We start from the raw sequence: 25,815 nt of genomic DNA on the forward strand, positions 1-25,815 counted from the left end.
CTAAGGACATATTGATGACTATCGAAATCAAGGTTCCCGTCTTACCCGAGTCGGTTGCTGATGCCTCTATCGCTACTTGGCACAAACAACCGGGTGATAAGGTTGAGCGCGACGAAGTGATCGTCGACATTGAGACTGACAAAGTCGTGTTGGAAGTGCCCGCTCCTGAAGCCGGTATTTTAGAAGAAATCATTGAAGATGAAGGCGCGACTGTATTGGGCCAACAGCTCATAGGCCGCTTAAAAGCCGATGCTGTGGCCGGAGAAGCGACTAAAGAAAAAACCAGCCAAGCGAGCGACAGTCAATCTGATGACAATAGCGATACTAAGAGTGACGATGATAATTTAAGCCCAGCCGTACGCCGGTTGGTGGCTGAGCATAATATTGACGTGGCTAAGCTTAGCGGCTCCGGTAAGGGCGGGCGCATCACTAAAGAAGATGTAGAAGCCTACCTCAAAGACGATAAGCCGGCGTCGAGTAAGCAAACTCAGCCCCCCGTGGATGCAACGGTGGCATCGCCTGAGCAGCGCACCGAAAAACGCGTGCCTATGAGTCGTCTACGAAAGCGAGTCGCAGAGCGATTACTAGAGGCTAAAAATACCACTGCCATGCTCACCACTTTTAACGAAGTGAACATGGGCCCTATTATGGCGCTGCGCAAGCAATATCAAGAGAAATTTGAAAAGCGCCATGATGTACGATTAGGCTTTATGTCTTTTTATGTTAAGGCAGTAGTGGAGTCATTAAAGCGCTTTCCAGAAGTAAACGCTTCTTTAGATGGCGATGATATTGTGTACCACAACTACTTTGATGTCAGTATTGCCGTGTCTACCCCTCGAGGTTTAGTCACACCTGTGCTAAGAGATTGCGATCGCTTAAGCTTGGCCGACATTGAAAAAAGCATTAAAGAGCTGGCCGAAAAAGGGCGCGATGGCAAGCTGACCGTCGATGATATGACAGGCGGTAACTTTACCATTACCAATGGTGGCGTGTTTGGCTCTTTGATGTCCACCCCCATTATTAACCCGCCTCAAAGTGCCATTTTAGGCATGCATAAAATTGAAGACAGACCCATAGCTGAAAACGGCGAAGTGGTGATTCAACCTATGATGTATTTAGCACTGTCTTATGATCACCGTATGATTGATGGTCGTGAGTCAGTCAGCTTCTTGGTGTCGATTAAAGAGCTACTTGAAGATCCCACGCGTTTGTTGTTAGACGTGTAATTATAATAATAAAAGGTCGGCCATAAGAGCCGGCCTTCTTTTTATTCTAAAACCCTCAATTAAACGGAAACACAACATGAATTTGCATGAACATCAGGCAAAGAAATTGTTTGCTGACTACGGTCTGCCCGTATCAAAAGGTTATGCCTGTGACACGCCCCAAGAAGCGCTAGCAGCCACAGACAAACTGGGCGGTGAGCGATGGGTGGTTAAATGCCAAGTACACGCCGGTGGTCGCGGTAAAGCGGGTGGCGTGAAACTGGCTAAGACAAAAGAAGAAGTCAGCGATTTTGCCAAACAATGGCTTGGTAAAAACTTGGTGACCTACCAAACCGATACCAAAGGCCAACCAGTAAGCAAAATTTTGGTTGAAGCCTGTAGCAGCATTGCTAAAGAATTATATTTAGGTGCCGTCGTAGATCGCAGCTCGCGGCGCGTCGTCTTTATGGCCTCTACCGAGGGCGGTGTTGAAATAGAAAAAGTCGCTAAAGAAACGCCTGAGCTTATTCATAAAGCGGCCATCGATCCATTAGTAGGGCCTCAAGCCTATCAAGGACGCGAGCTGGCTTTTAAATTAGGGCTGGAAGGTAAACAGGTAAAGCAATTTACTCAGATTTTTTTAGGGCTGGGCAAGATGTTTCACGAGCTAGACTTTGCCTTGTTAGAAGTAAACCCGTTAGTCATTACCGAAGACGGTGACTTACTGTGTTTGGATGGTAAGATTAATATTGACTCAAACGCCTTGTATCGCCAGCCAACAATTCAAGAAATGCATGATGCGAGCCAAGATGATGCGCGTGAAGCACACGCTGCACAGTGGGAGCTCAACTACGTGGCGTTAGATGGTAACATTGGCTGCATGGTCAATGGCGCAGGCTTGGCTATGGGCACCATGGATATTGTTAATCTCTATGGCGGCTCGCCGGCTAACTTTCTTGATGTAGGCGGTGGGGCCACTAAAGAGCGCGTAACTGAAGCCTTTAAGATTATTCTCTCAGATGACAACGTAAAAGCGGTGCTGGTTAATATTTTTGGCGGTATTGTCCGCTGTGACATGATTGCCGATGGCATTATTGGTGCGGTAAAAGAAGTAGGCGTAAAAGTGCCTGTGGTAGTGCGACTAGAGGGCAATAATGCACCGGCTGGTACGGCTAAGCTTGCCGAGTCGGGTTTAAATATTATTGCTGCCACTAGCTTGAGCGATGCCGCCGAGCGTGTGGTTCATGCCGCACAGGGGAGTCAATCATGAGCATTTTAATTAATAAAGACACTAAAGTAATTTGCCAAGGCTTTACCGGTGGCCAAGGTACCTTTCACTCTGAGCAAGCGATTGATTACGGTACCCAAATGGTGGGTGGCGTTTCTCCTGGTAAAGGGGGGAGCACACACTTAGGTCTGCCAGTTTTTAATACGGTACGCGAAGCCGTTGAGGCTACAGGTGCCACGGCTAGCGTGATTTACGTGCCGGCTCCCTTTTGTAAAGACGCCATCTTAGAAGCGATAGATGCGGGTATTGAGCTGATTGTCACTATTACCGAGGGTATTCCTACCTTGGATATGCTGGAAGTAAAAGTAAAGCTTGAGCAAAGTGGCGCGCGCATGATTGGCCCTAACTGCCCCGGTGTGATCACCCCTGATGAGTGTAAGATTGGTATTATGCCCGGCAGCATTCATCGCAAAGGAAGAGTCGGCATTATCTCCCGCTCCGGTACCTTAACCTACGAAGCCGTTAAGCAAACGACAGACGAGGGCTTTGGCCAGTCGAGCTGTGTCGGCATTGGCGGTGATCCGATTCCTGGTTCGAGCTTTATTGATATCTTAGAGTTATTTCAAGCGGATCCTGAAACCGAAGCCATTGTCATGATTGGTGAGATTGGCGGCACCGCTGAAGAAGAAGCGGCCGCCTACATTAAAGCCAATGTGACTAAACCTGTGGTGTCTTATATTGCGGGTGTGACGGCACCAGCAGGTAAGCGCATGGGCCATGCGGGTGCTATTATTTCTGGTGGTACCGGTACCGCAGATGAAAAGTTTGCCGCTCTTGAAGATGCCGGCGTAAAAACTGTACGCTCTCTCGCTGATATTGGTAGTGCGCTGCGCGAAGTCACTGGTTGGTAATACAGCACTAGAGCGTCAAAAAAGGAGCTTAAGGGCTCCTTTTTTATGCTTAAAAACTACCCAAAGCACGGCTATTTGCGTCATATAAATGGCGTTTTATACATAAATAAACACCTGTTTAACAAGCTTCAAACAGGTCATAAAATAAGTGCCAAATACAGATGATCAAGATCAAGAAACTGCGCGCTCAGTGTTTATTAAGTAGATGAATAATCTAGAATACTTGCCTGCCGTATCTAATGAGATGTAATGCATGCGCAACCTATCCTTAAACTGGAAAATCTTACTGCCCTTACTCAGCACCTTTGCCTTAGTGTTTCTGCTGTGCTTTTTTGTTTCAAGCAAATTACAACGTAACTTGGCGCTGCAATTAGCGGAAGAGAAAATAGAAACTGCCGCGAACCTCTATATGGATCAGTTAAACGTGTTAATGGAAAACGGGGTGATCCATAAGCGTAAATTGGTGCAAACAAAAGTAGAAGAAGAGCTGGGTATTCAACAAGCGCGCGTGATACGTGCGCCGGCCGTAACCAATGTATTTGGCCCTGGGGCAGCGGATCAAGGGATTCAAGACAATTTAGATAAACGCGCCATTGAACAAGGCGAAACCGTATTAGACTTACACCTTGATGATGCGGTGCCTTATCTTACTTTAGTGAAGCCCTATAAAGCTTTTAAAGAATATCGTGGCACCGCCTGCTTACAATGTCACCAAGTGGCAGAGGGCACCATTATGGGCGCGGTACGTATCAGCTATGACTTAAGTGATACCTTTGGCCAAATACATGCTAATAACTTGCGCCTAGGTAGCCTGTTATTGGTGGTGATGGCGATCGCTGGCTTAATACTGTGGTTTATTCAAAACCGTTATCTAAAAAGCCCGATCCTTAATATCAGTCAGCGCTTACAACAAATATCGAAAAATCGTGACCTAACCACTCGACTAGTGCCACTAGGTAAAGATGAATTAGGTGGCTTAGTGGGCGCGGTTAATGGCTTATTAACCAGTTTTCAAGCCAGCCTTAGAGAAGTACAGCAAGTCACGGGGCGTATTTATCATGCCGCCGGTAATATTCAACAAGGCGCGGAGCAAACTGATGGCTCGGTGCGTGCCCAAGACCAAGAAACGGCATTAATTGCTACCGCCATCAATGAAATGGAAGCCTCAGCCAGTGAAGTGCGAGAAAATGCTCGCCAAACTTCAGAAACTTCTGAGCAAAGTCATGCCTTTGCGCTTACTGCCAGTGAGCAAGCTCAAGTCGCGGTCACCGGTATTAGCGAGCTAAGTAGCGAGATTGGGCGAATTGATCAGGTGATCCGCACTCTTGATAGCCGTTGTAATCAAGTGGATAAGGTGCTCGATATGATCAAAGGCATTGCCGAGCAAACTAACTTACTCGCACTTAACGCCGCCATTGAGGCCGCGAGAGCCGGTGAGTCGGGGCGTGGCTTTGCAGTGGTGGCCGATGAAGTGCGCACCTTAGCACAGCGCACTCAAGAGTCGGCACAAGAGATAACCGGCATGATAGGGCTGTTACAAAACGAAGCCAAAGAGGCGGTGTCTGCTATTGAAAAAGCCGATACCCAAGCGTCTAGCAGCGTAACCAGCACTCAAGCAGCCATGGACTCATTACAAGCGATTATCGAACAGGTTGCGCGCATTAATGAGCTCAGTGCTCTCGTATCTGCCTCTGCCGATGAGCAAAGTACCGTCTGTGCCGAGGTGAGCTATAATATCACGCGGGTGCGAGACTCTTCCGGCGAAACACTCACTCAGTCTACTGCTGCTGCACAGTCCAGTTTACAACTGGTACAAGAGTGCAAGGTATTAGAAGAGATGATCAGTCATTATCAATTACAAGACGAGTGAGGCAGCACTCTTCGCTAAGCATGAGCTAAACCAATAAAAAACCGAGCCTAGGCTCGGTTTTTTATTAATGTTGGCAACAAACTGGCGGATAGCTTTGGCTTATTGTTCTTTACCTAAGTAAGTGGCGCGGACATTACTCCAGTTGTTGTCTTCGGTAATGCGCAATATTTGTTGAGAGATCTCGGCGCGTAATGGGCTGCCCTCGGGCAGGGCTAGCGCGTATAACTGTTGAGCAAATACGCCGGACAAGATTGATAACGGCTGCTCTTGGTGCAAGTTGCGATATTGCAATAAGGCGCGGTCATAAACAATAGCGTCGGTTTCACCCTTAACAACTGAGGCCATGGCGCTGGTTAGATCTGGGTAGGTTTGATAGCGCAAGTGCTCCTCTTCTAAGAAGCGTTGACTGGCAGTGTCAGCAATAGTGGCCACGGTTTTACCAGGCAGATCACTCAAGCCTTCAATACCGGTACGTAAATTATTGACTGTTAACGAGGCGGTAATGGCAGCGGTAAAACTGGCCACCACTATCATCCCCGCAAACATCCACACCAAACCGATTAAGCGTCCCGCAAAAGAAGTAGGGGCTTTATCACCGTAGCCCACTGTGGTCATGGTTACTGCGGCCCACCAAAAGCTCGCACCTATGCCTTGGGCGGCAGTGCCCCCAAATTGCTCGGGGTTTTTACGATGCTCAGCCAGCCACAATAAAAAGCCTGCTGCTAACAGTAAGCCAGCTAACCCTAATACCACGCTTAAAAACTGCCAGCTAACAAACGCTTTAAAGCTGGCCAATAAATCATGTTTGGGCACTTCGGGTACTGCGATGGATAATCCGGTTTGATAGAAAGGGTGAGTAAAATCAAAGCGCGTATCGCGATCGGCAGTCATGGTAAGCGCTCCCACCGCCACATCAATTTGACTATTTTCCACCGCATCCAATAGCGCGCTAAATTTCATGGGCTGATATTCAAACTCCACCCCCAAGCTATTGGCGATATCTTGCCAAAGATCGATACTAATGCCTTCCCAACTGCCATCATCGGCTTGCATCACAAAAGGCGGGACTTCGGTAATGCCCACTGTTAAGGGTGTGGTTTGGTGCTTGGCTATTTCTTGGGCTGGCTCTTGCAGCTGTGTTTGGGCATAAGACTGAGCCGAGAGTCCCAGCGTGAGCAGTAGATAAAACGTAATTTTTTTAAACATGGCGTTATGAGCCTAAAATAGGCTTGTCCGATAATGGGTAAGAAGTAATGGCGTAAGCTGCTGTAACCGAGTAATGAGTGGCACTAAGCACAGCGCCAAGTGGAGAATACCGACTTGAGTCCAAGATGAGAACCTAAAATATAAAGATAAGCGTAGTGCATCCAGCAATCAGTACCCAGTATTAGGCTAAATAAACAGGCAGTATTTTCCTTTAAGCCCTCATGGTGGCCAAGTCAGTAGCTAGGTGTAGTCATTAATAACTTAAGACTTTTTTTTACAGCAAAATCTGCCAAGCCCATTAAAAATAGAGAAGCCGTCTAAAAGGCCAAGATAAAAGCGTGAAAGCTAAGCGCCAAAAATACTCATCTGTAGGATTGCCGCTCTTACTATTAAATAGGGAGGTGCTTAGCGCTTATCTCAGCTTAAGTTTTTCGTGATTGACTTGCAGCGTCATTTTTTGTTGTTGCCATCTTTTGCGTGGGAACCTCAAGCAGTTGCTCGACCCGACTCAATATTTCGCCTTCAGCCACACGAGTGCGCAGCGTCTCACCGACTTGTACTTGATTAGCCGCCGTAATCACCTGTGAGCCTTGCTGAGTAATACTGTAACCTCGGCCAAGGGTTGCTAAGGGACTAATGGCATTTAATCTTGAGCCAACTAGCGCTAATTGATGTTCATGCTGCTTTAAGCGAGTCTGCATTTGGTTTTTTAAGCGTTGTTGTAGCGCTTGTAGTGCCAGCTGGCTGTTATGTAAATGCTGCGCTGGATGCTGATGGCCGAGACGTAACTGGCCGTGAGCTAAGCGTTGCTGAGCACGAGTAAAGCATTGGCGAAAGGCGCGCTGTAATCTGGCTTGCAGTTGATCCAGTTGTTGCGCTTGTTGTTGTAGTTGCTGGCGCGGATGCTGAAGCTGTAAACGGGCTTGTAAATTACTTAGTTGCTGCTGGTATGCTGCGAGCAAACGACGCTGGGCTTGCTGTAAGCGCTGTTGCCATTGCTGATATTGAGCCTGCTGGACCGTAGCATCACGACTAATAAGCTCAGCTGCCGCCGAGGGCGTAGGCGCGCGCATATCGGCGGCAAAGTCACTTAAGGTAAAGTCCACCTCATGGCCTACAGCACTGACTATTGGCAAGTGGGAGGCGGCAATGGCGCGCACTAAGCGCTCATCATTAAAGCACCATAAATCTTCTAATGAGCCGCCGCCTCTGGCTAAAATTAATATATCTACTTCATTACGCTGATTAGCCGTAGCTAGAGCTTGCACCAGTTGGGCACCAGCGGGCTCGCCTTGTACTTGAGAAGGATAAATCACCACTGCTAAGTGCGGTGCTCGTCTGGCTAACACACTTAAAATATCATGCAGTGCCGCCCCGGTGGGAGAGCTAATAATGCCCACTTTATTAGGGTGCGCGGGAAGCGCTTGTTTTAGTAACTCGCTAAATAAGCCTTCTTCAAAGAGGCGTTGTTTGAGCGCTTCATATTGCTGCTTAAGTAAACCTTCACCGGCCGGCGCCATGGTTTGCGCCACTAACTGATAATCGCCTCTGGGCTCATATAACGTGACTTTGCCTACCAACAGGACTTGGTCGCCATTTTTAGGACGAAAAGCCACACTACGATTGCTGCCTTTAAACATGGCGCAGCGTAATTGCGACTGACTGTCTTTAAGGGAAAAATACCAATGACCCGAACTGGGCGTCGCCAGATTGGAGATTTCCCCACTAATGGCCACCGAGCCTAGCTCGCCTTCAAGTAATAAACGGGCATGACGATTAAGGTGGCTGACCGTATAAACCTTATTTGATGTATCTTGCTGCAAAATGGCCTCGGAAGAGTATCTTTATATGAAAGTAAGCCCTTTTAACGGCTATTTTGCGCTTTTTTGCCACAAATAACAAAAATAGCTTTACCCATAGGGCCGACATGCCTAAAATTCTACTGCAATATTTTTACCCCCCAAATATGGTGAATATTGCGATGCTAAGAATAATCCAAGATGCGTTAACCTTCGATGATGTACTCCTCGTTCCTGCTCATTCTAACGTGTTACCCAACACCGCAAAGCTTAAAACCCGCCTCACAAAAGACATTACTCTCAACATTCCTATTGTGTCTGCGGCTATGGATACCATTACCGAAGCAGACTTGGCGATTGCCTTGGCGCAAGAGGGCGGCATTGGCTTTATCCATAAGAATATGTCGATAGAAGCCCAAGCGGCCCAAGTGCGCAAAGTGAAAAAATTTGAAAGTGGGGTAGTGTCAGACCCCGTTACCGTGCGCCCCGATATGACGATTGGTGATGTACGTGAACAAACACGCATTAACGGCTTTGCCGGTTATCCGGTGGTCACCGCCAGTGGCGAGCTAGTGGGTATTATTACCGGTCGTGATATGCGCTTTGTGCAAGACATGAGCAAGCGTGTGGATCAAGTGATGACTGAAAAATCTCGTTTAGTAACCGTAAAAGCGGGCGCTGCACGAGACCAAGTTGAATCTTTGATGCAACAACATCGTATTGAAAAAGTGTTGGTAGTCAGTGATCAAGGCCAACTAACCGGTATGATCAGCGCTAAAGACTTCCAAAAAGCCGAAAGTAAACCCAATGCCTGTAAAGATGCCGAAGGGCGCTTGCGCGTGGGTGCCGCCGTGGGTGCCGCCCCCGGTAATGAAGAGCGTATTCAAGCGCTAGTAGAAGCGGGCTTAGATGTGCTGCTAATTGACTCCTCTCATGGTCATTCCGAGGGGGTACTGGAGCGCATTCGAGAAACACGCCGTGCTTATCCTGATTTAGCAATAGTCGGTGGCAACGTGGCCACCGGTGCCGGTGCTTTAGCACTGGCTGAAGCGGGCGCCAGTGCCGTTAAAGTGGGCATAGGCCCTGGCTCTATTTGTACCACCCGTATTGTGACCGGCTGTGGGGTGCCACAAATTACTGCGGTGGCCAATGCCGTAGAAGCGCTGAAGCACTTAGATATTCCGGTGATTGCCGATGGCGGTATTCGCTTTTCTGGAGATATCGCTAAAGCACTAGCGGCGGGTGCGCATTGCGTGATGATGGGCTCTATGTTTGCCGGTACTGAAGAATCACCCGGTGAAATTGAATTATTCCAAGGTCGCTCTTTTAAGTCGTACCGAGGTATGGGATCCTTAGGCGCCATGAGTAAAGGCTCCAGCGACCGTTATTTCCAAACCGATAATGCGGCGGATAAATTAGTGCCTGAGGGCATTGAAGGTCGTGTTCCTTATAAAGGCAAATTAAAAGAGATAATCCATCAGCAAATGGGCGGCTTGCGCAGTGCCATGGGTTTAACCGGCAGTGCCACCATAGATTGTCTGCGCACTAAAGCAGAATTTGTTAAGATATCTGGCGCTGGCATTCAAGAATCCCACGTGCATGATGTGACCATCACTAAAGAAGCACCTAATTACCGGTTAGGTTAATTCAATAAGCAACGGACGGGGGTGTCTGCCCCCGTTTTTCGATTGCCGTCTGCCCCCCATAGGCGGTCCTTGTAATAAGCAAGAAGTAACGAGTAGGACAACGATGACCAATAATATTCATGATAACCGGATCCTGATTTTGGATTTCGGCTCACAATATACTCAACTGATTGCCCGCCGTGTTCGGGAGTTGGGTGTATATTGTGAGTTGTGGCCATGGGACGTCTCTGACGAGCGGATCCGCGACTTTAAGCCCAACGGGATTATCTTGTCTGGGGGGCCAGAGTCCGTTACTGAGGCCAATAGCCCACGTGCACCGCAATATGTGTTTGAAGCTGGCGTGCCGGTATTAGGCATTTGCTATGGCATGCAAACCATGGCCGAGCAATTAGGCGGCTCGGTGGCGGGATCTCCTGAGCGTGAGTTTGGTTATGCTCAGGTAGAGCGCGTAGCCGAATGTGCTTTATTTGCCAATATTGAAGATGCCATTGATGCTAACGGTCAGCCGCTACTCGATGTGTGGATGAGCCATGGCGATAAGGTAGTGGGTTTACCTGAGGGCTTTAAAAAAGTAGCACAAACGGGCAATTGTCCTTTTGCGGCCATGGCCGATGAAAGTCGCCATTTTTATGGCCTACAGTTTCATCCAGAAGTCACGCACACTCGCCAAGGTGCGCGCATGCTGGAATACTTTATTCATGATATTTGTGGTTGTGATGCGCTATGGACTCCCGCCACTATTATTGACGATGCCGTGGCGCGTTTACGTGAGCAAGTCGGTAGCGATAAGGTGATCTTAGGCTTGTCGGGCGGCGTGGACTCTTCCGTGACCGCCATGCTATTGCACCGCGCCATTGGCACACAATTAACCTGTGTGTTTGTGGATAATGGCTTATTGCGCTTAAACGAAGCCGAGCAAGTAATGGAGATGTTTGGCGATCACTTTGGGCTTAACATTATTCATGTGCCAGCTGAAGACCGTTTCTTATCTGCACTGGCGGGTGAAGAAGAGCCAGAAGCCAAGCGTAAAATCATTGGCCGGGTGTTTATCGAAGTATTCGACGAATATGCTGGCAAGATTGAAGATGTGAAATGGCTGGCTCAAGGCACTATTTACCCAGACATTATTGAGTCTGCCGGTGCCGGCACCGGCAAGGCGCATGTGATCAAGTCGCACCATAACGTGGGTGGCTTGCCAGCAGACATGAAAATGGGCTTAGTTGAGCCACTGAAAGAGCTGTTTAAAGATGAAGTGCGTCGCATCGGCCTAGAACTTGGCCTGCCCTACGACATGCTTTATCGCCACCCATTCCCAGGTCCAGGCCTTGGGGTGCGGGTATTAGGTGAAGTGAAGAAAGAATACTGTGATTTGCTGCGCCGTGCTGATGCCATCTTCATTGAAGAGCTGCACAAGCACGACCTGTATAACAAAGTCAGCCAAGCCTTTACCGTATTCTTACCCGTGCGCTCCGTGGGCGTAATGGGCGATGCCCGTAAATACGACTGGGTAGTGTCACTGCGCGCCGTAGAAACCATCGACTTTATGACCGCCCATTGGGCACACCTGCCGTATGACTTCTTAGGGCATGTGTCTAATCGGATCATTAATGAAATCGATGGCATCTCACGAGTGGTTTATGACATTTCTGGTAAGCCACCGGCGACCATCGAGTGGGAATAAGCCGGCTGCCTGAATAGGGCGTTTGCTGACCAAAAAACAAAAGGGCGCTTAGGCGCCCTTTTTTTGTTTAAAAAATGTGAGGAGTGAGGCGAGAACGCTAAGCTCGAAAGACTAAATATTTTTTGCCACGCAATACATGAAAAGTGCAAGAAAAATAGTGAATAGAGCGAATTCTAAACGCTAAATTATCCGGCCAGCTCCCTCATCCTGACGACAGTCAGGATCTTATTTTAAAAATATAACGGCTTATTAGTGGGTAGCTTTGCTATCTTTATTTAGCGGTCAAAAGGAGATGGCTCGCACAAGTCTTGGCTTTGCTGCTGGCTTGTCGACAGATTAGGTTGAAGTCCCATTTATTTGTAACTAAAGTGTTAATCACTCAAGCCAGCCGGGAGAGAGCGCCGAGTAATGGTATTACTTAGCGCCGCCGAAGGAGCAACGACCCCGTAAACTCTCAGGCAAAAGGACCGGTGGCTGTAGACAAATCCGAAGAGTGGTCTGCGCACTTTCAGGCCCGCCGAAGGAGCAAGCCGTGTTATCTGGGGATAACATAGGTGAATCTCTCAGGCTCCAATACGGATGGGGATGCCAGGCTAGCCGCTGCTTACATGAAACGCTGCCTGCAAAAATAGAGTGCAAACCCATGTCAGAGATGAAAAAAATAGCCGTTTTAGGGGCCGGTATTACCGGTATTACCACTGCAGCTAAGCTCGTTGAGCAAGGCTTTGAAGTCACCGTTTTTGACCGCCAACGTTATGCCGCCATGGAAACCAGCTTTGCCAACGGTGGCCAACTGTCTGCCTCTAATGCCGAGGTGTGGAACACCTGGTCTACGGTATTAAAAGGCATGAAATGGATGCTACAAGCCGACGCTCCATTACTCGTTAATCCCAAGCCCAGCTGGCATAAGTTAAGCTGGATGCTCGAATTTATGCGCCACATTCCCGATTATGAACGCAACACCATAGAGACCACCCGCTTAGCCATTGCTGCGCGCCAACATTTAATGGCCTTAGGCGAGCAGTGGGGGGTTAACTATGATCACTCCGAATGCGGCATTATGCATTTTTACTCCAATCAAAAAGATTTTAACCACGCCTGTGAAGTGACCAAGCTATTAAAACAAGGCGGGCTTGAGCGAGAAGCGCTGAGCCCTGCTGATATCAAACTTAAAGAGCCTAAACTGCACGGGGATTTTGTGGGCGGCTTTTGGACACCGAGCGACAGCACCGGAGATATTCATAACTTTACCTTTGGCTTGGCAGAAGCGATTCGCAAAGCCGGCGTGACCTTTTGCATGGAAACTGAGCTTAAAAATGTCAGTATAGAAGGCAATGGCGTGCGAGTGATTGATGACCAAGGCCATTCTACTTACTTTGACGGTGTAGTGGTGTGTGCCGGCGTCGGCAGTCGTGAATTGGCTAGAAAATTAGGTGACCGCGTTAATATTTATCCGGTGAAAGGGTACTCCATTACGGTGAATTTGCGCGATCAGCTAAGCCAAGACAGTGCGCCACTGGTGTCTTTGCTCGATGATGAAACTAAGATTGTGACCAGTCGCTTAGGGCCGAATCGTTTTCGTATTGCGGGTACGGCCGAGTTTAATGGTAATAATCGAGATATTCGCCAAGACCGCATTGAGCCATTGATCAAATGGTGCAATCGCCACTTCCCAGACGTGTCTACCGAAAGCTCGGTGCCGTGGGCGGGCTTGCGTCCCATGATGCCAAACATGATGCCTAAAGTGGGCCGTGGTCGTCATCCACAAGTGTTTTATAATACCGGCCACGGTCACTTAGGCTGGACACTCAGTGGTGCCACTGCAGATATGATAGCGAATGTAATGGCAGCAGCGCGCGATGAAAATCGCAGCTTTAGCAAGGTCGCCTTAAGCTAAGTGCGAAGGCCTAACAAAAAAGACGCCCTAGGGCGTCTTTTTTAATTAATGCCAGAGCGCGCTAGCTATAAAAAGCTTCCACTGTGCCTTTAACCGTAATCAATAAAGGCTGGCCGCGACGGTCGAGTGCCTTAGGTGAGGCAATTTTAATCCAACCTTCGCTGATGCAGTATTCTTCTACATCGTTTCGTTCTTTGCCGTTAAAGCGAATACCAATTTCGTGTTCAAAAACTTCTGCCACATGATGGGGGCTGCGAGGGTTAATCGACAGGCGATCTGGCAGTGTGGGGAGCGAGCGAGTGTCGTTCATAGTTAACCTAGATTATTTAAAAGAGAGTCATTGTAGGCAATATGAGCAGTGCGCTCAACAATTGCCCTTCTCGCAAGCAGCCTTAATGAAAAGCGTGGCCTGCGGGCAGTGATAATGCATTATATATTATAAATTTTCATAGCGATTCATATCTAATATTCCCGCTTCGATGGGCGCGGTTTCTTGCATAAAAGTATGCATATCATGAAAGTAAAACCAAAAGTTGGGATGAGTTCGACGAATGCCGTAACGATCCGCCACCTTATGAATTTCCTGTTCATCGGTCATGGAGGTGAGGGCGCTAATAAAATCAGCCAGCTCACTCTGCTTTACGTTGAAGATAAAATTAGGGTAGCTGCTAATAATACCGGGTAACACACTTAAGGTGTCGTTATGAGGGCGCAGGCGTAAGTTTTCGCCAAGCATAAAGGCCACGTTACTGTGATCGCGATTGTGCAGCAGGGTATATACGTGGCGCTCTTGGCTGTGATCATCTTCAATGCGCAGTAAGGTTACCTCTGGCAGCCATTTAATCACCGGTAATAAGCGCGCACTAACGCCAGTTAGGCGTCGTAGTTGATCATCAATGCGTGCTTGATTGCTTTCGCCGGTGAGCAAGGGGCGTTCAAGCTCGCCACCAATAGCATTACAGTCTTGTTGGCGACAGCGATTGAGCAAATCCGGTGAGCCAGCCACGGGAGCTAATTGACGAAATATTTGTTGGCTAAAGTCGGCTAAAGGCTGCTTGGCGTCGATTTTAATCCGGCTGGGGGTAGTTTCATCTACGTCGGCATAGCTGGTAAATAACTTAATACGACCACTGTTATCATACCAAGCATGCAACAAATCATTACGTTGTGTGGAGGGCAAAAACCGTAAAAAGTTAGCTTCGGCGCCATTTCTGATCAAGTCAAAATAGAGGCGGGTTTTGGCTTGGTGAGACACACTGCCATAGACATTAAAGTTGGCTACTAGCGCATAATAGGTGCGCTCTAATAGCGGATAGTCCATCACCCACATGGTAGTAGGTGTATCGCCTTGCCAGCCTCTAACGACACTGGCGCTATCATGATGGCGAAATACGGTGAGCAAGGCTTGCCTATTATGCTGATCACCATCCCACACATGCTCAAGATTGGGTCCAAGCGGATACTGTTTGGCATAAGCTTGTTGGCGAAACTTAAGGTAATTATTTCTGCCACGGCTATAAGAGATCCAGTCTGGTCCTAAGCTAAGTAAATCGGAATTTAGGCCGGGCAGGGTGAGCCAATCACGAACTTTGCTTTGATGGCTAGCATCGGTAATAAATAAGTCATGCTCAGGCGCTTGAAAGCTGACCCAGAATTGATCACGGATGACATCGGTGGCAATTTGGCCGCGACACACAGGGCCACGAATAAAAGAGCGCACAAAATACTCGGCATCATCGAGTAAAAACTGATAGCGCGCACCAGCTGGAATGGCGGCATAAGTGAAAAAAGGATTGGCCGCGTAGTCTTGGCGATAATCGGGTAGGTCTTTTACTATCCAATCATCGGCAAAAAAAAGCTGTTCAAGGTGCGCCATTTTATCGCTATTAAGCGCATAGGTTATGTGCGTTTTATGCACTCGAGTGTCGACTCGTGGGCGCAGGCGATAATAAAACTTAGCTTGGGGATCATCGGAGGGGCGTTCGGTGGCAATCACGTCTATCGGTTGCCCGGTGGGCGTGCGCGAGCGCACCACTTCAAAAAAGGTATGTTGCGCTGACTCACCCAAGTCGCTGAAATACAAATGGCCTAAAAACCAATGCTCATATAAATAGCGTGCTACTAGTTGCTGGCGCGCAGCATCACGGTTAAGCCAGCTTTCCCAACGAATTTGTGCCCACTCCAGCATGGGAGATAAGGTGACTGTTTGCGTGGGTACCTTAGCGCCTTGGCTTAACCAGCGCTGTACTAACTGATATTCCTGACTCGTTAAGCCATTAACTGCAAATGGCATACCCGCGTTAGGGTGTTGCTTAGCAAAAGTATCAAACTCATCAAGTTGGCTGCATTGATTATTGCGAGTCAGCGTAAGATCTAAGTCTTCTGGTAAACGCTGATTATTACTCCAGTTCGTCTCTTGGCCCAGCGCTAACATGCGCAGCATTAATGATGCCTGATTAGTGGGCGCGTCTAACACGCTAAAAAAGTCTTTATCGCGCCACTGCGCTTCACTATGAGCATCAAAATGTAAGCGGCTGGGAGGAGCATCTTTAGTGCGCGCACCGTCATAAACCGGCATTTTGCTGGCACCGCGTACTAGGCCTTCATTACTAGTGAGTTTAAGCTGACAAGGCGCATCATAACAGGCATGGCAAGCCACGCACTTTTGCTCAAAGATAGGCTTAATCTCTGTGAAGTAATCCACGGGCTGGGGGTGTGCTATTACAGGGCTCGCCCACACTACAGCGCACAATATGCTCAACTTTAGCCAAGTAAGAGGGCAGAGGGGGCGAGTAAAAAATTTCATGTTGGGGCCTTATCTTCTAATCTTACTAGGGTAATAGCATGGAGCCCCTAACCTTAAAGAGAACCCAGACCATGATGAAATGGATAACACTGTGTATATTTGCGCTAAGCGCTCAAGCGTGGGCGGTGCCGCATACGGTTATCTCTCGCCCAGGCGTTGAGTTAAATCTTAATTCTGACTTAGAGCCCGCCTGCTTTTATGCGGATCAACGCTATTCAAAAGGCGCCATTATTGAAATGGCAAGACAACCTTATATTTGCGCGCAAGAAAAGTCCTTTGAACAAAATGGCCGTTTAAGCTGGCAGCCTATGAGTGAACAAGACCCACCTCTGCCTAAAGTAAGTGCACCCTAAGTGATGACTTTGGTCGTAGTCAAGCTTCAAACGACTATTAATTTTTGCTTTCATCGCTAATACTGGAAGTGACCGTTTGTGCTGCTAAGGAGAGCTTATGGATATTGTGCGTATTATTATTGCGATTTTATTGCCCCCACTGGGCGTGTTCTTGCAAGTAGGGTTAGGCAAACACTTTTGGCTCAATATTCTATTAACTTTATTAGGTTATTTCCCAGGCTTAGTTCATGCTATTTGGGTAATTGCTAAAAAATGACCGCCACTCAAGGCGCTTTTTATCATCAGCACCACCGGAAACGGGTTGAGAAATTAGCCTGGTTATTAGACAGTGCGCTGCGCTTACCTGGCGGCGCGCGCATTGGCTTTGACGGACTGATTGGCATGATCCCCGTAGTGGGCGATGTTATCGGAGCCCTGTTATCTTCTTATATTGTCTGGGTGGCCGCTAAAGCGAAGCTACCACTGCGATTATTGCTGTGTATGAGCGTTAATATTTTAATTGAATTGGTGGTGGGCATAGTGCCTATATTTGGCGATATATTCGACTTTGCTTTTAAAGCGAATTTGCGCAATGTGCGAATTTTAAATGACTATTTTCAGCAAGAGACGGGTAATTAACACAACAGCGCTAAGCGCGCTGCTTTACTTGTTCAGCTATTACATCCAGTATCACCTTGCCTTCGGGTTTAGCACAGCAGGGCAGTATTTCGCCGGCGGCGACAAAGGCTAACGGCGCTGTGGGATAGCTTACTTGCCCACTAATAATGGAAGTACGACAAGAGCCGCAATACCCGCTACGGCATTGATATTCTACCGCATGACCAGTGCGCTCTAGGCCTTCAAGCAGGCTTTCGCCTGCTTGAAGCTCAAAGCGAGTGGCTTGGGTGATGATCACACTCACAGCTCAAAATCGCCTAAGTCGTCATGATGCATTTGCGAGTCAATTTGACCAATTAAATAAGAGCTAATCTCCACTTCTTGCGGCGCGACTTGCACGTTATCGGAGGATAACCAGGCATTGATCCAAGGAATAGGGTTTTGTTTGGCGTTAGGGAAAGCCGGCATTAAGCCCACTGCCTGCATGCGCAAGTTGGTAATGTATTCCACATATTGGCACAAAATATCTTTATTAAGGCCAATCATGGAGCCATCTTTAAACAAATATTCGGCCCATTCTTTTTCTTGGATAGCGGCATCGCGAAACAGCTCAAAACACTGTTGCTCACATTCTTGGGCAATGTGTGCCATTTCAGGATCGTCTTCACCACTGCGCAAAATATTAATCATGTGCTGAGTGCCGGTTAAGTGCAGCGCCTCATCACGGGCAATCAGCTTAATGATTTTTGCATTGCCTTCCATTAGCTCGCGCTCGGCAAAAGCAAAAGAGCAGGCAAAGCTGACATAAAAGCGAATCGCTTCTAAGATATTCACGCTCATTAAGCATAGGTAAAGCTTTTTCTTTAGCTCATAGCGGTTTATATCAAGAGGTTGACCCTTGTGCTCGCGCTGACCTTCACCAAATAAATGATAGAGGCTGGTATAGCGAATTAAGTCATCGTAGTAACCGGCAATATCGGCGGCACGTTTTAGAATTTCTTCGTTCGCCACAATATCGTCAAATACAATGCCGGGATCATTCACAATGTTGCGAATAATGTGCGTGTAAGAGCGTGAGTGAATGGTCTCAGAAAAGGTCCAGGTTTCAATCCAGGTCTCAAGCTCTGGTAAAGACACTATGGGCAATAAGGCCACGTTAGGGCTGCGGCCTTGAATAGAGTCGAGCAGAGTTTGATATTTTAAATTACTAATAAAAATGTGTTTTTCATGCTCTGGCAGTGCTTGATAGTCGATACGGTCTTGTGACACATCCACTTCTTCTGGACGCCAGAAAAAAGACAGCTGTTTTTCGATTAGCTTTTCAAAGATATCGTATTTTTGTTGATCATAACGCGCCACGTTCACTGAATTGCCAAGAAACATTGGCTCTAACATGGCGTCGTTTTGTAATTGACTAAAGGTGGTGTAAGACATGTTGTTGATCCCCGCAAAGGAAGGCAAGGTAGCCCTTGCCTCACTCATTAAATTTTACAAGCGCCACCGGCACAATCATCTTCTTGCATATCGTTTTGCGCATCGGCCGCACCATCGCGAGTATTGTGGTAATACAGCGTTTTTAAACCGAACTTGTAAGCGGTGAGCAAGTCTTTTAGCAACTGCTTCATTGGCACACGGCCACCCTCAAAGCGAGCGGGATCGTAGCTAGTGTTAGCAGAAATGGCTTGGTCGACAAATTTTTGCATCACGCCCACTAAGTGCAAGTAGCCGTCATTACCGCCCATTTGCCACAGCAACTCATACTTATCTTTTAGCTGTTCATACTCAGGCACCACTTGCTTTAAAATGCCATCTTTAGAGGCTTTGACCGACACTAAACCGCGCGGTGGCTCTATGCCATTTGTCGCATTAGAGATCTGGCTGGAAGTTTCTGAGGGCATAAGTGCAGTCAGAGTACTGTTACGCAAGCCTGAAGTTTTAATTTGCTCGCGCAAACTTTCCCAGTCTAAATGCAGCGGCTCTTGGCAAAGCGCATCTAGGTCTTTCTTATAAGTATCAATGGGCAAGATGCCTTGGGCGTAGGTGGTCTCATTAAATAAAGGACAAGCACCAAACTCTTCGGCTAATTTTGCTGAGGCTTTTAATAAATAATATTGAATGGCTTCAAAGGTGCGATGAGTTAAGCCAAGCGCACTGCCGTCTGAGTATTTAACGCCATGTTTAGCCAAGTAGTAGGCGTAGTTAATGACGCCTATGCCGAGGGTACGGCGATTCATAGAACCGTTTTTGGCTGCGAGTAATGGATAGTCCTGATAATCCAATAAGGCATCTAGCGCGCGTACTGCCAAATCGGCTAAGCCTTCTAATTCATTCAAGTCCTCAATGGCACCCAGGTTAAAAGCAGACAAAGTACAAAGCGCGATTTCACCCTCATCGTCGTTCACATCGGTCAACGGCTTAGTCGGCAAGGCAATTTCTAAGCACAAGTTACTTTGGCGGATCGGTGCCACTGTGGAGTCAAACGGGCTGTGCGTGTTGCAGTGATCCACGTTTTGAATGTAGATGCGCCCGGTGCCCGCCCGCTCTTGCATCATGAGTGAGAACAAGTCCACGGCCTTGACGCTGCGCTTTCTAATGGCAGGGTCTTGCTCATATTGGGTATAGAGCGCTTCAAATTTAGCTTGGTCTTCAAAAAATGCGTCATATAAGCCAGGCGCGTCTGATGGCGAGAACAAGGTAATATCGCCGCCTTTAATTAAGCGCTGATACATAAGACGGTTAATTTGCACGCCGTAGTCCATGTGGCGCACGCGGTTTTCTTCCACGCCGCGGTTGTTTTTCAAGACCAACAAAGACTCTACTTCTAAGTGCCACATTGGGTAGAACAAAGTGGCCGCACCGCCGCGTACGCCGCCTTGCGAGCAGCATTTTACGGCCGTTTGAAAGTGCTTATAAAAGGGAATACAACCAGTATGAAAAGCTTCTCCGCCCCGAATAGGACTCCCTAACGCTCGAATACGACCGGCGTTAATGCCAATGCCGGCACGCTGAGAGACGTAACGCACAATCGCACTTGAGGTGGCATTAATAGAGTCTAAGCTGTCACCACACTCAATCAGTACGCAAGAGCTAAACTGGCGTGTTGGGGTGCGTACCCCGGCCATGATGGGCGTGGGTAGCGACACCTTAAACTGCGAGGTGGCATCATAAAAGCGCGTGATATAGCCCAAGCGGGTGTCTTTGGGATACTTAGAGAATAAGCAAGCAGCCACCAGCATATATAAGAACTGGGGGCTTTCGTAAATATCGCCATTGATGCGGTTTTGCACCAAGTATTTGCCTTCAAGCTGCTTAACCGCGGCATAAGAGAAGGTGAGGTCGCGATCATGAACAATATAATCATTAAGAACATTAAATTCTTCACGGCTAAAGTCGGCTAAGATATGTTGGTCATATTTGCCTGCTTCGGTGAGCTTAGTGACATGATCGTAAAAATGCGGCGGCGTAAAACGTCCGTAGGCTTTTTTGCGTAAATGAAATACCGCTAAGCGGGCGGCCAGATATTGATAATCGGGGGTGTCTTCCGAGATCAAGTCGGCCGCGGCTTTAATAATGGTCTCATGAATATCTTCGGTACGAATACCGTCGTAAAACTGAATGTGTGAGCGCAGCTCAACTTGAGACACGGACACATTATCCAGCCCCTCTGCTGCCCAGTCGAGTACACGGTGGATCTTATCCAGATCAATTGGTTCTTTAGCGCCCGAACGTTTAGTGACCAGCAGACTTTTATTCATAAGTGAGTTCTTCTCCGTGGTAGCAAGTTGTGTGGCAAACAGCGGGTCTGCAACGCAGACGAGCTAACAGAATCAAATACACAATATAGTGTGTTTGATTTAGCCTTAAAGCACAACATCTAGTTGTAGGGGTTGGTGGTAGGCACAATATAGAGTGTTAATGATTTTTTCTCAAGGCAAGATAAAGCCGCGCCCCTGTGGATAATCTGTGATTATCCTGCCTTGGGTGGGTGAGCGCTAACGTCTACCCCTTGAGGAGGCTGGCGTTAGCGAATGCTTGGTGTTTTTATGTTCGCCAAGAAAGATTTTTTTAAATATTTGGCTTGCAAAAAAAAGGAATAGGGAGTTTGTGGCTTCTTTCAGCGCTTGCTGGGGAGAGCTTCTTTTAGCCAATGAAATAAGTCACTCACGCAGGCCATGGTATAGTCTGCTCCCCAGTCGTTGGGGTCTTCTCCTGCTGATACATACCCCCACGTCGCGGCGATGGTCGTCATGCCCGCGGCGCGTCCTGCTTCAATATCTCGTTTATGATCGCCAATATACACACATTGCCCAGGAGCCAGTGATAATTGCTCGGCCGCAAATAGTAAAGGGGCAGGGTGAGGTTTTTTAAACGCTAAGGTATCGGCGCTAACGGTAATGCCACAGCGCTCAAAAAGCGGCAGTTCAGCGAGCAGTGGGAGGGTGAGCATCGCCGGTTTATTGGTGACAATGCCCCACGCTAACTCGCGATGGTTAAGCCAGTGGATTAATTCACTGATGCCAGCATAGGGGCGAGTATGGTGACAAAGATGCAGGCGATAAAAAGCCAGCATTTGTTGGCGCAACGCCTCAATGCCATGGTGCTCCAGCAAAGACTGAGGAATACCGGCGCGTAATAAAGCATAAGAGCCGTCTGAGGTGGTGCATTGCAACACCTCATTCGAGAGGGTGGCTAGCCCTAAGCTTTGAATAACATGATTGGCGGCCGCACCCATGTCGGCAGCGGTATCGAGTAAGGTGCCGTCTAAGTCAAATAATACGCCGCCAAGGATCATGTTATTTATCCTGTGCAGAGGGGGTGTTTTCTAATAGCAGCGTGTTTAATACGCCTGGTTCGGCGTCAGGCTTAACGGCGTGGACCATGTAGTTTACATCCGCATCAGTGCTTAATTTAAAATCAGCCATTAAGGGGCGATACACCACTCCCTTAATATCTTTCACAATTAAGCCAGCGGCTTCGATATAGCGGCACAACTCAGCGGGCGTAATAAATTTCTTATGATCGTGCGTGCCTTTTGGCACCATCTTAAACACATGCTCGGCGGCGGCAATCATCATTAACCACGATTTAGGATTACGATTAATGGTAGAAAACACTAGGGTTGCACCGGGTTTGGCAAGATCACTACAGGCTTGCACCACGGAAGCCGGCGAGGGCACATGCTCCAGCATTTCCATGCAGGTCACCACCTCAAATTCAGCCGGCAGCTCCAGTGCCACTTGCTCGGCGGTGCTTTGGCGATAATTAACACTGACTCCTGCCTCTAGCGCATGTAAGCGCGCCACTGCGAGTGGCTCTTTGCCCATGTCTACACCGGTGACCTCTGCGCCTTGGCGGGCCATGCTTTCACTTAAAATGCCGCCCCCGCAGCCAATGTCGATGGTTTTTTTACCGAACAGACCGGCGGCTTTATCGCTAATCCAATTTAAACGCAGTGGATTGAGTTGGTGTAGCGGCTTAAAATCGCCGTCTAAGTCCCACCAGCGAGAAGCCATGGCGTCAAATTTTTCAATTTCTTGTTGATCTACATTCATCGACAGCGCCTTAATTGCCAGTTTAGTGAAAAGTCAGAGCCCTCATTATAGCTAAGCAGGCTTTAGCTACTAGACCCTAAGCGACTTTCGCGCTTAGCATCTGCTCCTTATGCCGATTTGTATGGTAGAATGGTGCGTTTTTTATTGCGATATCAACAATAAACTGGGGACAAGGCTTGCTATGACCGATCTGGCCCGAGAAATCATGCCAATAAACATTGAGGACGAGCTAAAACGCTCTTACCTAGATTACGCCATGAGCGTAATTGTGGGGCGTGCGCTTCCCGATGTGCGTGATGGTTTAAAACCAGTGCACCGTCGCGTGCTGTTTGCCATGAATGAACTGGGCAACGACTGGAACAAAGCATACAAGAAATCTGCCCGTGTGGTAGGGGACGTAATTGGTAAGTATCACCCCCATGGTGATAGCGCCGTTTATGACACTATCGTGCGTATGGCGCAAGATTTCTCGATGCGTTATACCTTGGTGGACGGCCAAGGTAACTTCGGCTCGGTAGATGGCGACTCCGCCGCCGCGATGCGTTATACCGAAATACGCATGGATAAGATTGCCCATGAATTATTGGCCGATCTAGATAAAGAAACCGTTGACTGGGTGCCAAACTACGATGGCACCGAGATGATACCGGCTGTAATGCCCACTAAGGTGCCCAACTTATTAGTCAATGGCTCCTCGGGTATTGCGGTAGGTATGGCCACCAATATTCCGCCTCATAACTTAACTGAGGTCGTCGATGGCTGCTTAGCACTCATTGAAGATGAACACATTACTATCGATCAGCTCATTGAACTGATCCCGGGTCCCGACTTTCCTACCGGCGGCATTATTAACGGTAAATCAGGCATTATTGATGCCTACCGTACTGGGCGCGGTAAAATTTATGTGCGCGCTGTTGCCGAAGTGCAAGTGGATGAAAAGACCGGTCGTGAAACCATTATCGTGTCTGAGTTGCCTTATCAGGTAAACAAAGCCCGCTTAATCGAAAAAATCGCCGAATTAGTGAAAGAAAAACGCATTGAGGGCATTACTGCTCTGCGCGATGAGTCTGATAAAGACGGCATGCGCATTGTGATCGAAGTGCGCCGTGGCGAAGTGGGAGAGGTTATTTTAAATAACTTATATTCACAGACCCAAATGCAGAACGTGTTCGGCATTAATATGGTGGCCCTAGATAACAATCAGCCGCGCATCTTTAACTTAAAAGATATGCTGGAATGCTTTATTCAGCACCGTCGTGAAGTAGTAACGCGCCGAACGGTTTTTGAGCTGCGTAAAGCGCGCGATCGCGCCCATATCTTGGAAGGCTTAGCCATTGCCTTGGCAAATATTGATCCTGTGATTGAGCTGATCCGCGCCTCTTCTACTGCAGCCGAAGCGAAAGCAGGTCTCATTAGCCGAGGATGGGAGCTGGGTCATGTGGCCAGCATGTTGGAGCAAGCCGGTGATGACGCGGCGCGTCCTGAATGGTTAGAGCCGGAGTTTGGAATTCGTGAGGGCTTGTATTACCTCACCGAGCAACAAGCGCAAGCGATCCTAGATTTACGTCTGCATCGCTTAACGGGTCTTGAGCATGAAAAAATTCTAGAAGAATATAAAAATCTCTTGGTATTAATAGCCGAGTTACTTTATATCCTAAATAACCCGGCGCGGTTAATGGAAGTGATCACCGAAGAGTTAGAGTTGATCAAAGCTCAATATGGCGATGCCCGTCGTACTGAGATCACCAACTCCAGCTCCGAGATCAATATTGAAGACTTGATCAACCGCGAAGATGTGGTGGTGACACTGTCCCATGAAGGGTATGTGAAGTATCAACCGCTGACTGATTATGAAGCTCAGCGTCGTGGTGGCCGTGGTAAATCTGCTACCAAGATGAAAGAAGAAGACTTTGTCGAGCGCTTGTTGGTGGCTAATACCCACGACACTATTTTGTGCTTCTCTACTGCGGGTAAAGTGTATTGGTTGAAGGTTTATCAATTACCTGAAGCTAGCCGTGCGGCGCGCGGTCGACCTATCGTTAACTTATTGCCGCTAGAGGGTGATGAGCGCATCACCGCTATCTTGCCGGTGCAAGAGTATTGCGATGATAAGTATGTGTTCTTTGCCACCGCACTGGGTACCGTTAAAAAGACCAGCTTATCGGCCTTTAGTCGTCCTCTAGTGTCGGGTATTCGCGCCATTAATCTGCGAGAAGGCGATGAGCTCATCGGTGTTGATCTCACCGATGGCAGCAATGAGATTATGTTGTTCTCAGATGCCGGCAAAGTAGTACGTTTTGCCGAGGGCAGTGGTCATGATGAAGTGGAAGTGATGGCCGCTGAAGTGATTGACGGCGAAGTAGTAGAAGTTGAAGAGGCCGACGAAGCAGAGACGGCGGACACGGGCGAAAGTCGACCCTTTAAAGGGGTGCGCCCTATGGGTCGTACTGCCGCTGGGGTGCGCGGTATTCGCTTAGGTGCGGGTGATAAAGTGGTGTCTTTGATTATCCCTCGCGGCGAAGGTCCTATCCTCACCGTGACCGAAAACGGCTACGGTAAGCGTACGGCATTAGTTGAATACCCAACTCGCAGTCGCGGCACCATGGGCGTGTTGTCTATTAAAGTGGGCGAGCGAAATGGTGCGGTAGTGGGTGCAATTCAAGTAGATGATAGTCATGAAATCATGCTTATCACCAATGGCGGTATTTTAGTGCGTACCCGCGTATTAGAAGTGAGCCTTATTGGTCGCAACACCGCAGGCGTGCGTTTGATCCGTACCGGAGAAGACGAGCTGGTGGTGGGTCTACAGCGCATTGAAGAGCCAGAAGAAGACGAGTTACTAGAAGAAGTTGAAGGCAGCGAGAGTGAGGATACTGAGCCCACACTTGATGCGTCTGCAAGCCCTGTAGAGGGTGAAGACGATAGCGAGCCCGAACAAGAGTAATCTTGCAATGTGATAAAGGGGCCTAATGGCCCCTTTTATTTGGCTTAGTAAGGACTTATTACAAAGGGCGATGAGCAAAATCGCTTTGATTTAACCGCCTAGCGGTGTAAAAGGATCTCT

The 25,815-nt window shown here is 48.2% G+C and carries 20 protein-coding genes and 1 riboswitch; of the genes, 11 read left to right on the forward strand and 9 right to left on the reverse strand.

Features of this window, described 5'->3' with window-relative positions; translation table 11 throughout:
- The first annotated feature begins 14 nt into the window (after positions 1-14).
- From odhB to CBP12_RS01790, 4 genes are all read left to right on the forward strand, one after another.
- The gene (gene odhB / locus CBP12_RS01775; RefSeq protein ID WP_086962394.1) at positions 15-1,226 is read left to right on the forward strand and encodes a 2-oxoglutarate dehydrogenase complex dihydrolipoyllysine-residue succinyltransferase; all 1,212 of its coding nucleotides are present in this window, start codon (positions 15-17) and stop codon (positions 1,224-1,226) included.
- A gap of 76 nt (positions 1,227-1,302) precedes the next feature.
- Positions 1,303-2,475: an ADP-forming succinate--CoA ligase subunit beta gene (sucC, locus tag CBP12_RS01780; protein ID WP_086962396.1), complete on the forward strand. Its 1,173-nt coding sequence runs from the start codon at positions 1,303-1,305 to the stop codon at positions 2,473-2,475.
- Entirely contained in the window at positions 2,472-3,344 is an 873-nt protein-coding gene (gene sucD / locus CBP12_RS01785) for a succinate--CoA ligase subunit alpha (RefSeq protein ID WP_086962398.1), read from the forward strand. The genes sucC and sucD overlap by 4 nt, the downstream gene beginning before the upstream one ends.
- A gap of 253 nt (positions 3,345-3,597) precedes the next feature.
- Positions 3,598-5,214: a methyl-accepting chemotaxis protein gene (locus tag CBP12_RS01790; RefSeq protein WP_086962400.1), complete on the forward strand. Its 1,617-nt coding sequence runs from the start codon at positions 3,598-3,600 to the stop codon at positions 5,212-5,214.
- A 99-nt stretch (positions 5,215-5,313) separates the two neighbouring features.
- Here the strand turns inward: CBP12_RS01790 and CBP12_RS01795 are convergent, their stop codons facing one another.
- Both CBP12_RS01795 and xseA read right to left on the reverse strand, forming a co-directional pair.
- Positions 5,314-6,420 (reverse strand): transporter substrate-binding domain-containing protein, encoded by a 1,107-nt coding sequence (locus CBP12_RS01795; protein WP_086962402.1) that lies wholly within the window; start codon positions 6,418-6,420, stop codon positions 5,314-5,316.
- Positions 6,421-6,842: 422 nt separating this feature from the next.
- The gene (gene xseA / locus CBP12_RS01800) at positions 6,843-8,243 is read right to left on the reverse strand and encodes an exodeoxyribonuclease VII large subunit (protein ID WP_086962404.1); all 1,401 of its coding nucleotides are present in this window, start codon (positions 8,241-8,243) and stop codon (positions 6,843-6,845) included.
- A 158-nt stretch (positions 8,244-8,401) separates the two neighbouring features.
- On the opposite strand from xseA, the gene guaB reads away from it, so the two are divergent.
- The 3 genes from guaB (at position 8,402) to CBP12_RS01815 (ending at position 13,443) form a co-directional block, all read left to right on the forward strand.
- Entirely contained in the window at positions 8,402-9,865 is a 1,464-nt protein-coding gene (guaB, locus tag CBP12_RS01805) for an IMP dehydrogenase (RefSeq protein ID WP_086965283.1), read from the forward strand.
- Between the two features lie 103 nt (positions 9,866-9,968).
- Positions 9,969-11,546, forward strand: a complete 1,578-nt coding sequence (guaA, locus tag CBP12_RS01810; RefSeq protein WP_086962406.1) for a glutamine-hydrolyzing GMP synthase — start codon at positions 9,969-9,971, stop codon at positions 11,544-11,546.
- A 379-nt stretch (positions 11,547-11,925) separates the two neighbouring features.
- Positions 11,926-12,026, forward strand: a riboswitch (glycine riboswitch).
- A gap of 163 nt (positions 12,027-12,189) precedes the next feature.
- Positions 12,190-13,443 (forward strand): D-amino acid dehydrogenase, encoded by a 1,254-nt coding sequence (locus tag CBP12_RS01815; RefSeq protein ID WP_232455109.1) that lies wholly within the window; start codon positions 12,190-12,192, stop codon positions 13,441-13,443.
- Positions 13,444-13,504: 61 nt separating this feature from the next.
- Here the strand turns inward: CBP12_RS01815 and CBP12_RS01820 are convergent, their stop codons facing one another.
- Positions 13,505-13,753, reverse strand: a complete 249-nt coding sequence (locus tag CBP12_RS01820) for a DUF3297 family protein (protein ID WP_086962408.1) — start codon at positions 13,751-13,753, stop codon at positions 13,505-13,507.
- A 126-nt stretch (positions 13,754-13,879) separates the two neighbouring features.
- Positions 13,880-16,249, reverse strand: coding sequence for a fatty acid cis/trans isomerase (locus CBP12_RS01825; RefSeq protein WP_086962410.1), 2,370 nt, complete (start codon positions 16,247-16,249; stop codon positions 13,880-13,882).
- 71 nt (positions 16,250-16,320) lie between these two features.
- Between CBP12_RS01825 and CBP12_RS01830 the strand changes: the two genes are divergently transcribed.
- The 3 genes from CBP12_RS01830 (at position 16,321) to CBP12_RS01840 (ending at position 17,220) form a co-directional block, all read left to right on the forward strand.
- Positions 16,321-16,602, forward strand: a complete 282-nt coding sequence (locus CBP12_RS01830) for a DUF1496 domain-containing protein (protein ID WP_232455110.1) — start codon at positions 16,321-16,323, stop codon at positions 16,600-16,602.
- Between the two features lie 97 nt (positions 16,603-16,699).
- Positions 16,700-16,858, forward strand: a complete 159-nt coding sequence (locus CBP12_RS01835; RefSeq protein ID WP_086962412.1) for a YqaE/Pmp3 family membrane protein — start codon at positions 16,700-16,702, stop codon at positions 16,856-16,858.
- On the forward strand, positions 16,855-17,220 hold the full coding sequence (locus CBP12_RS01840; RefSeq protein ID WP_086962414.1) for a DUF4112 domain-containing protein: 366 nt from the start codon (positions 16,855-16,857) through the stop codon (positions 17,218-17,220). The genes CBP12_RS01835 and CBP12_RS01840 overlap by 4 nt, the downstream gene beginning before the upstream one ends.
- Before the next feature lie 10 nt (positions 17,221-17,230).
- Here the strand turns inward: CBP12_RS01840 and yfaE are convergent, their stop codons facing one another.
- From yfaE to ubiG, 5 genes are all read right to left on the reverse strand, one after another.
- Entirely contained in the window at positions 17,231-17,503 is a 273-nt protein-coding gene (yfaE, locus tag CBP12_RS01845; RefSeq protein ID WP_086962416.1) for a class I ribonucleotide reductase maintenance protein YfaE, read from the reverse strand.
- The gene (gene nrdB, locus CBP12_RS01850; RefSeq protein WP_086962418.1) at positions 17,500-18,633 is read right to left on the reverse strand and encodes a class Ia ribonucleoside-diphosphate reductase subunit beta; all 1,134 of its coding nucleotides are present in this window, start codon (positions 18,631-18,633) and stop codon (positions 17,500-17,502) included. Before nrdB ends, yfaE begins: the two co-directional genes overlap by 4 nt.
- Positions 18,634-18,680: 47 nt before the next feature.
- Positions 18,681-20,954, reverse strand: a complete 2,274-nt coding sequence (nrdA, locus tag CBP12_RS01855; RefSeq protein WP_086962420.1) for a class 1a ribonucleoside-diphosphate reductase subunit alpha — start codon at positions 20,952-20,954, stop codon at positions 18,681-18,683.
- 359 nt (positions 20,955-21,313) lie between these two features.
- Complete coding sequence (locus CBP12_RS01860; protein ID WP_086962422.1) at positions 21,314-21,991, reverse strand: HAD family hydrolase; 678 nt, start codon at positions 21,989-21,991, stop codon at positions 21,314-21,316.
- A 1-nt stretch (position 21,992) separates the two neighbouring features.
- Entirely contained in the window at positions 21,993-22,751 is a 759-nt protein-coding gene (ubiG, locus tag CBP12_RS01865) for a bifunctional 2-polyprenyl-6-hydroxyphenol methylase/3-demethylubiquinol 3-O-methyltransferase UbiG (protein ID WP_086962424.1), read from the reverse strand.
- Between the two features lie 181 nt (positions 22,752-22,932).
- Between ubiG and gyrA the strand changes: the two genes are divergently transcribed.
- Positions 22,933-25,695 (forward strand): DNA topoisomerase (ATP-hydrolyzing) subunit A, encoded by a 2,763-nt coding sequence (gene gyrA, locus CBP12_RS01870; RefSeq protein ID WP_086962426.1) that lies wholly within the window; start codon positions 22,933-22,935, stop codon positions 25,693-25,695.
- Positions 25,696-25,815 lie beyond the last annotated feature (120 nt).

Source organism: Oceanisphaera avium (genome assembly GCF_002157875.1).
Classification (GTDB): Bacteria; Pseudomonadota; Gammaproteobacteria; order Enterobacterales; family Aeromonadaceae; genus Oceanimonas; species Oceanimonas avium.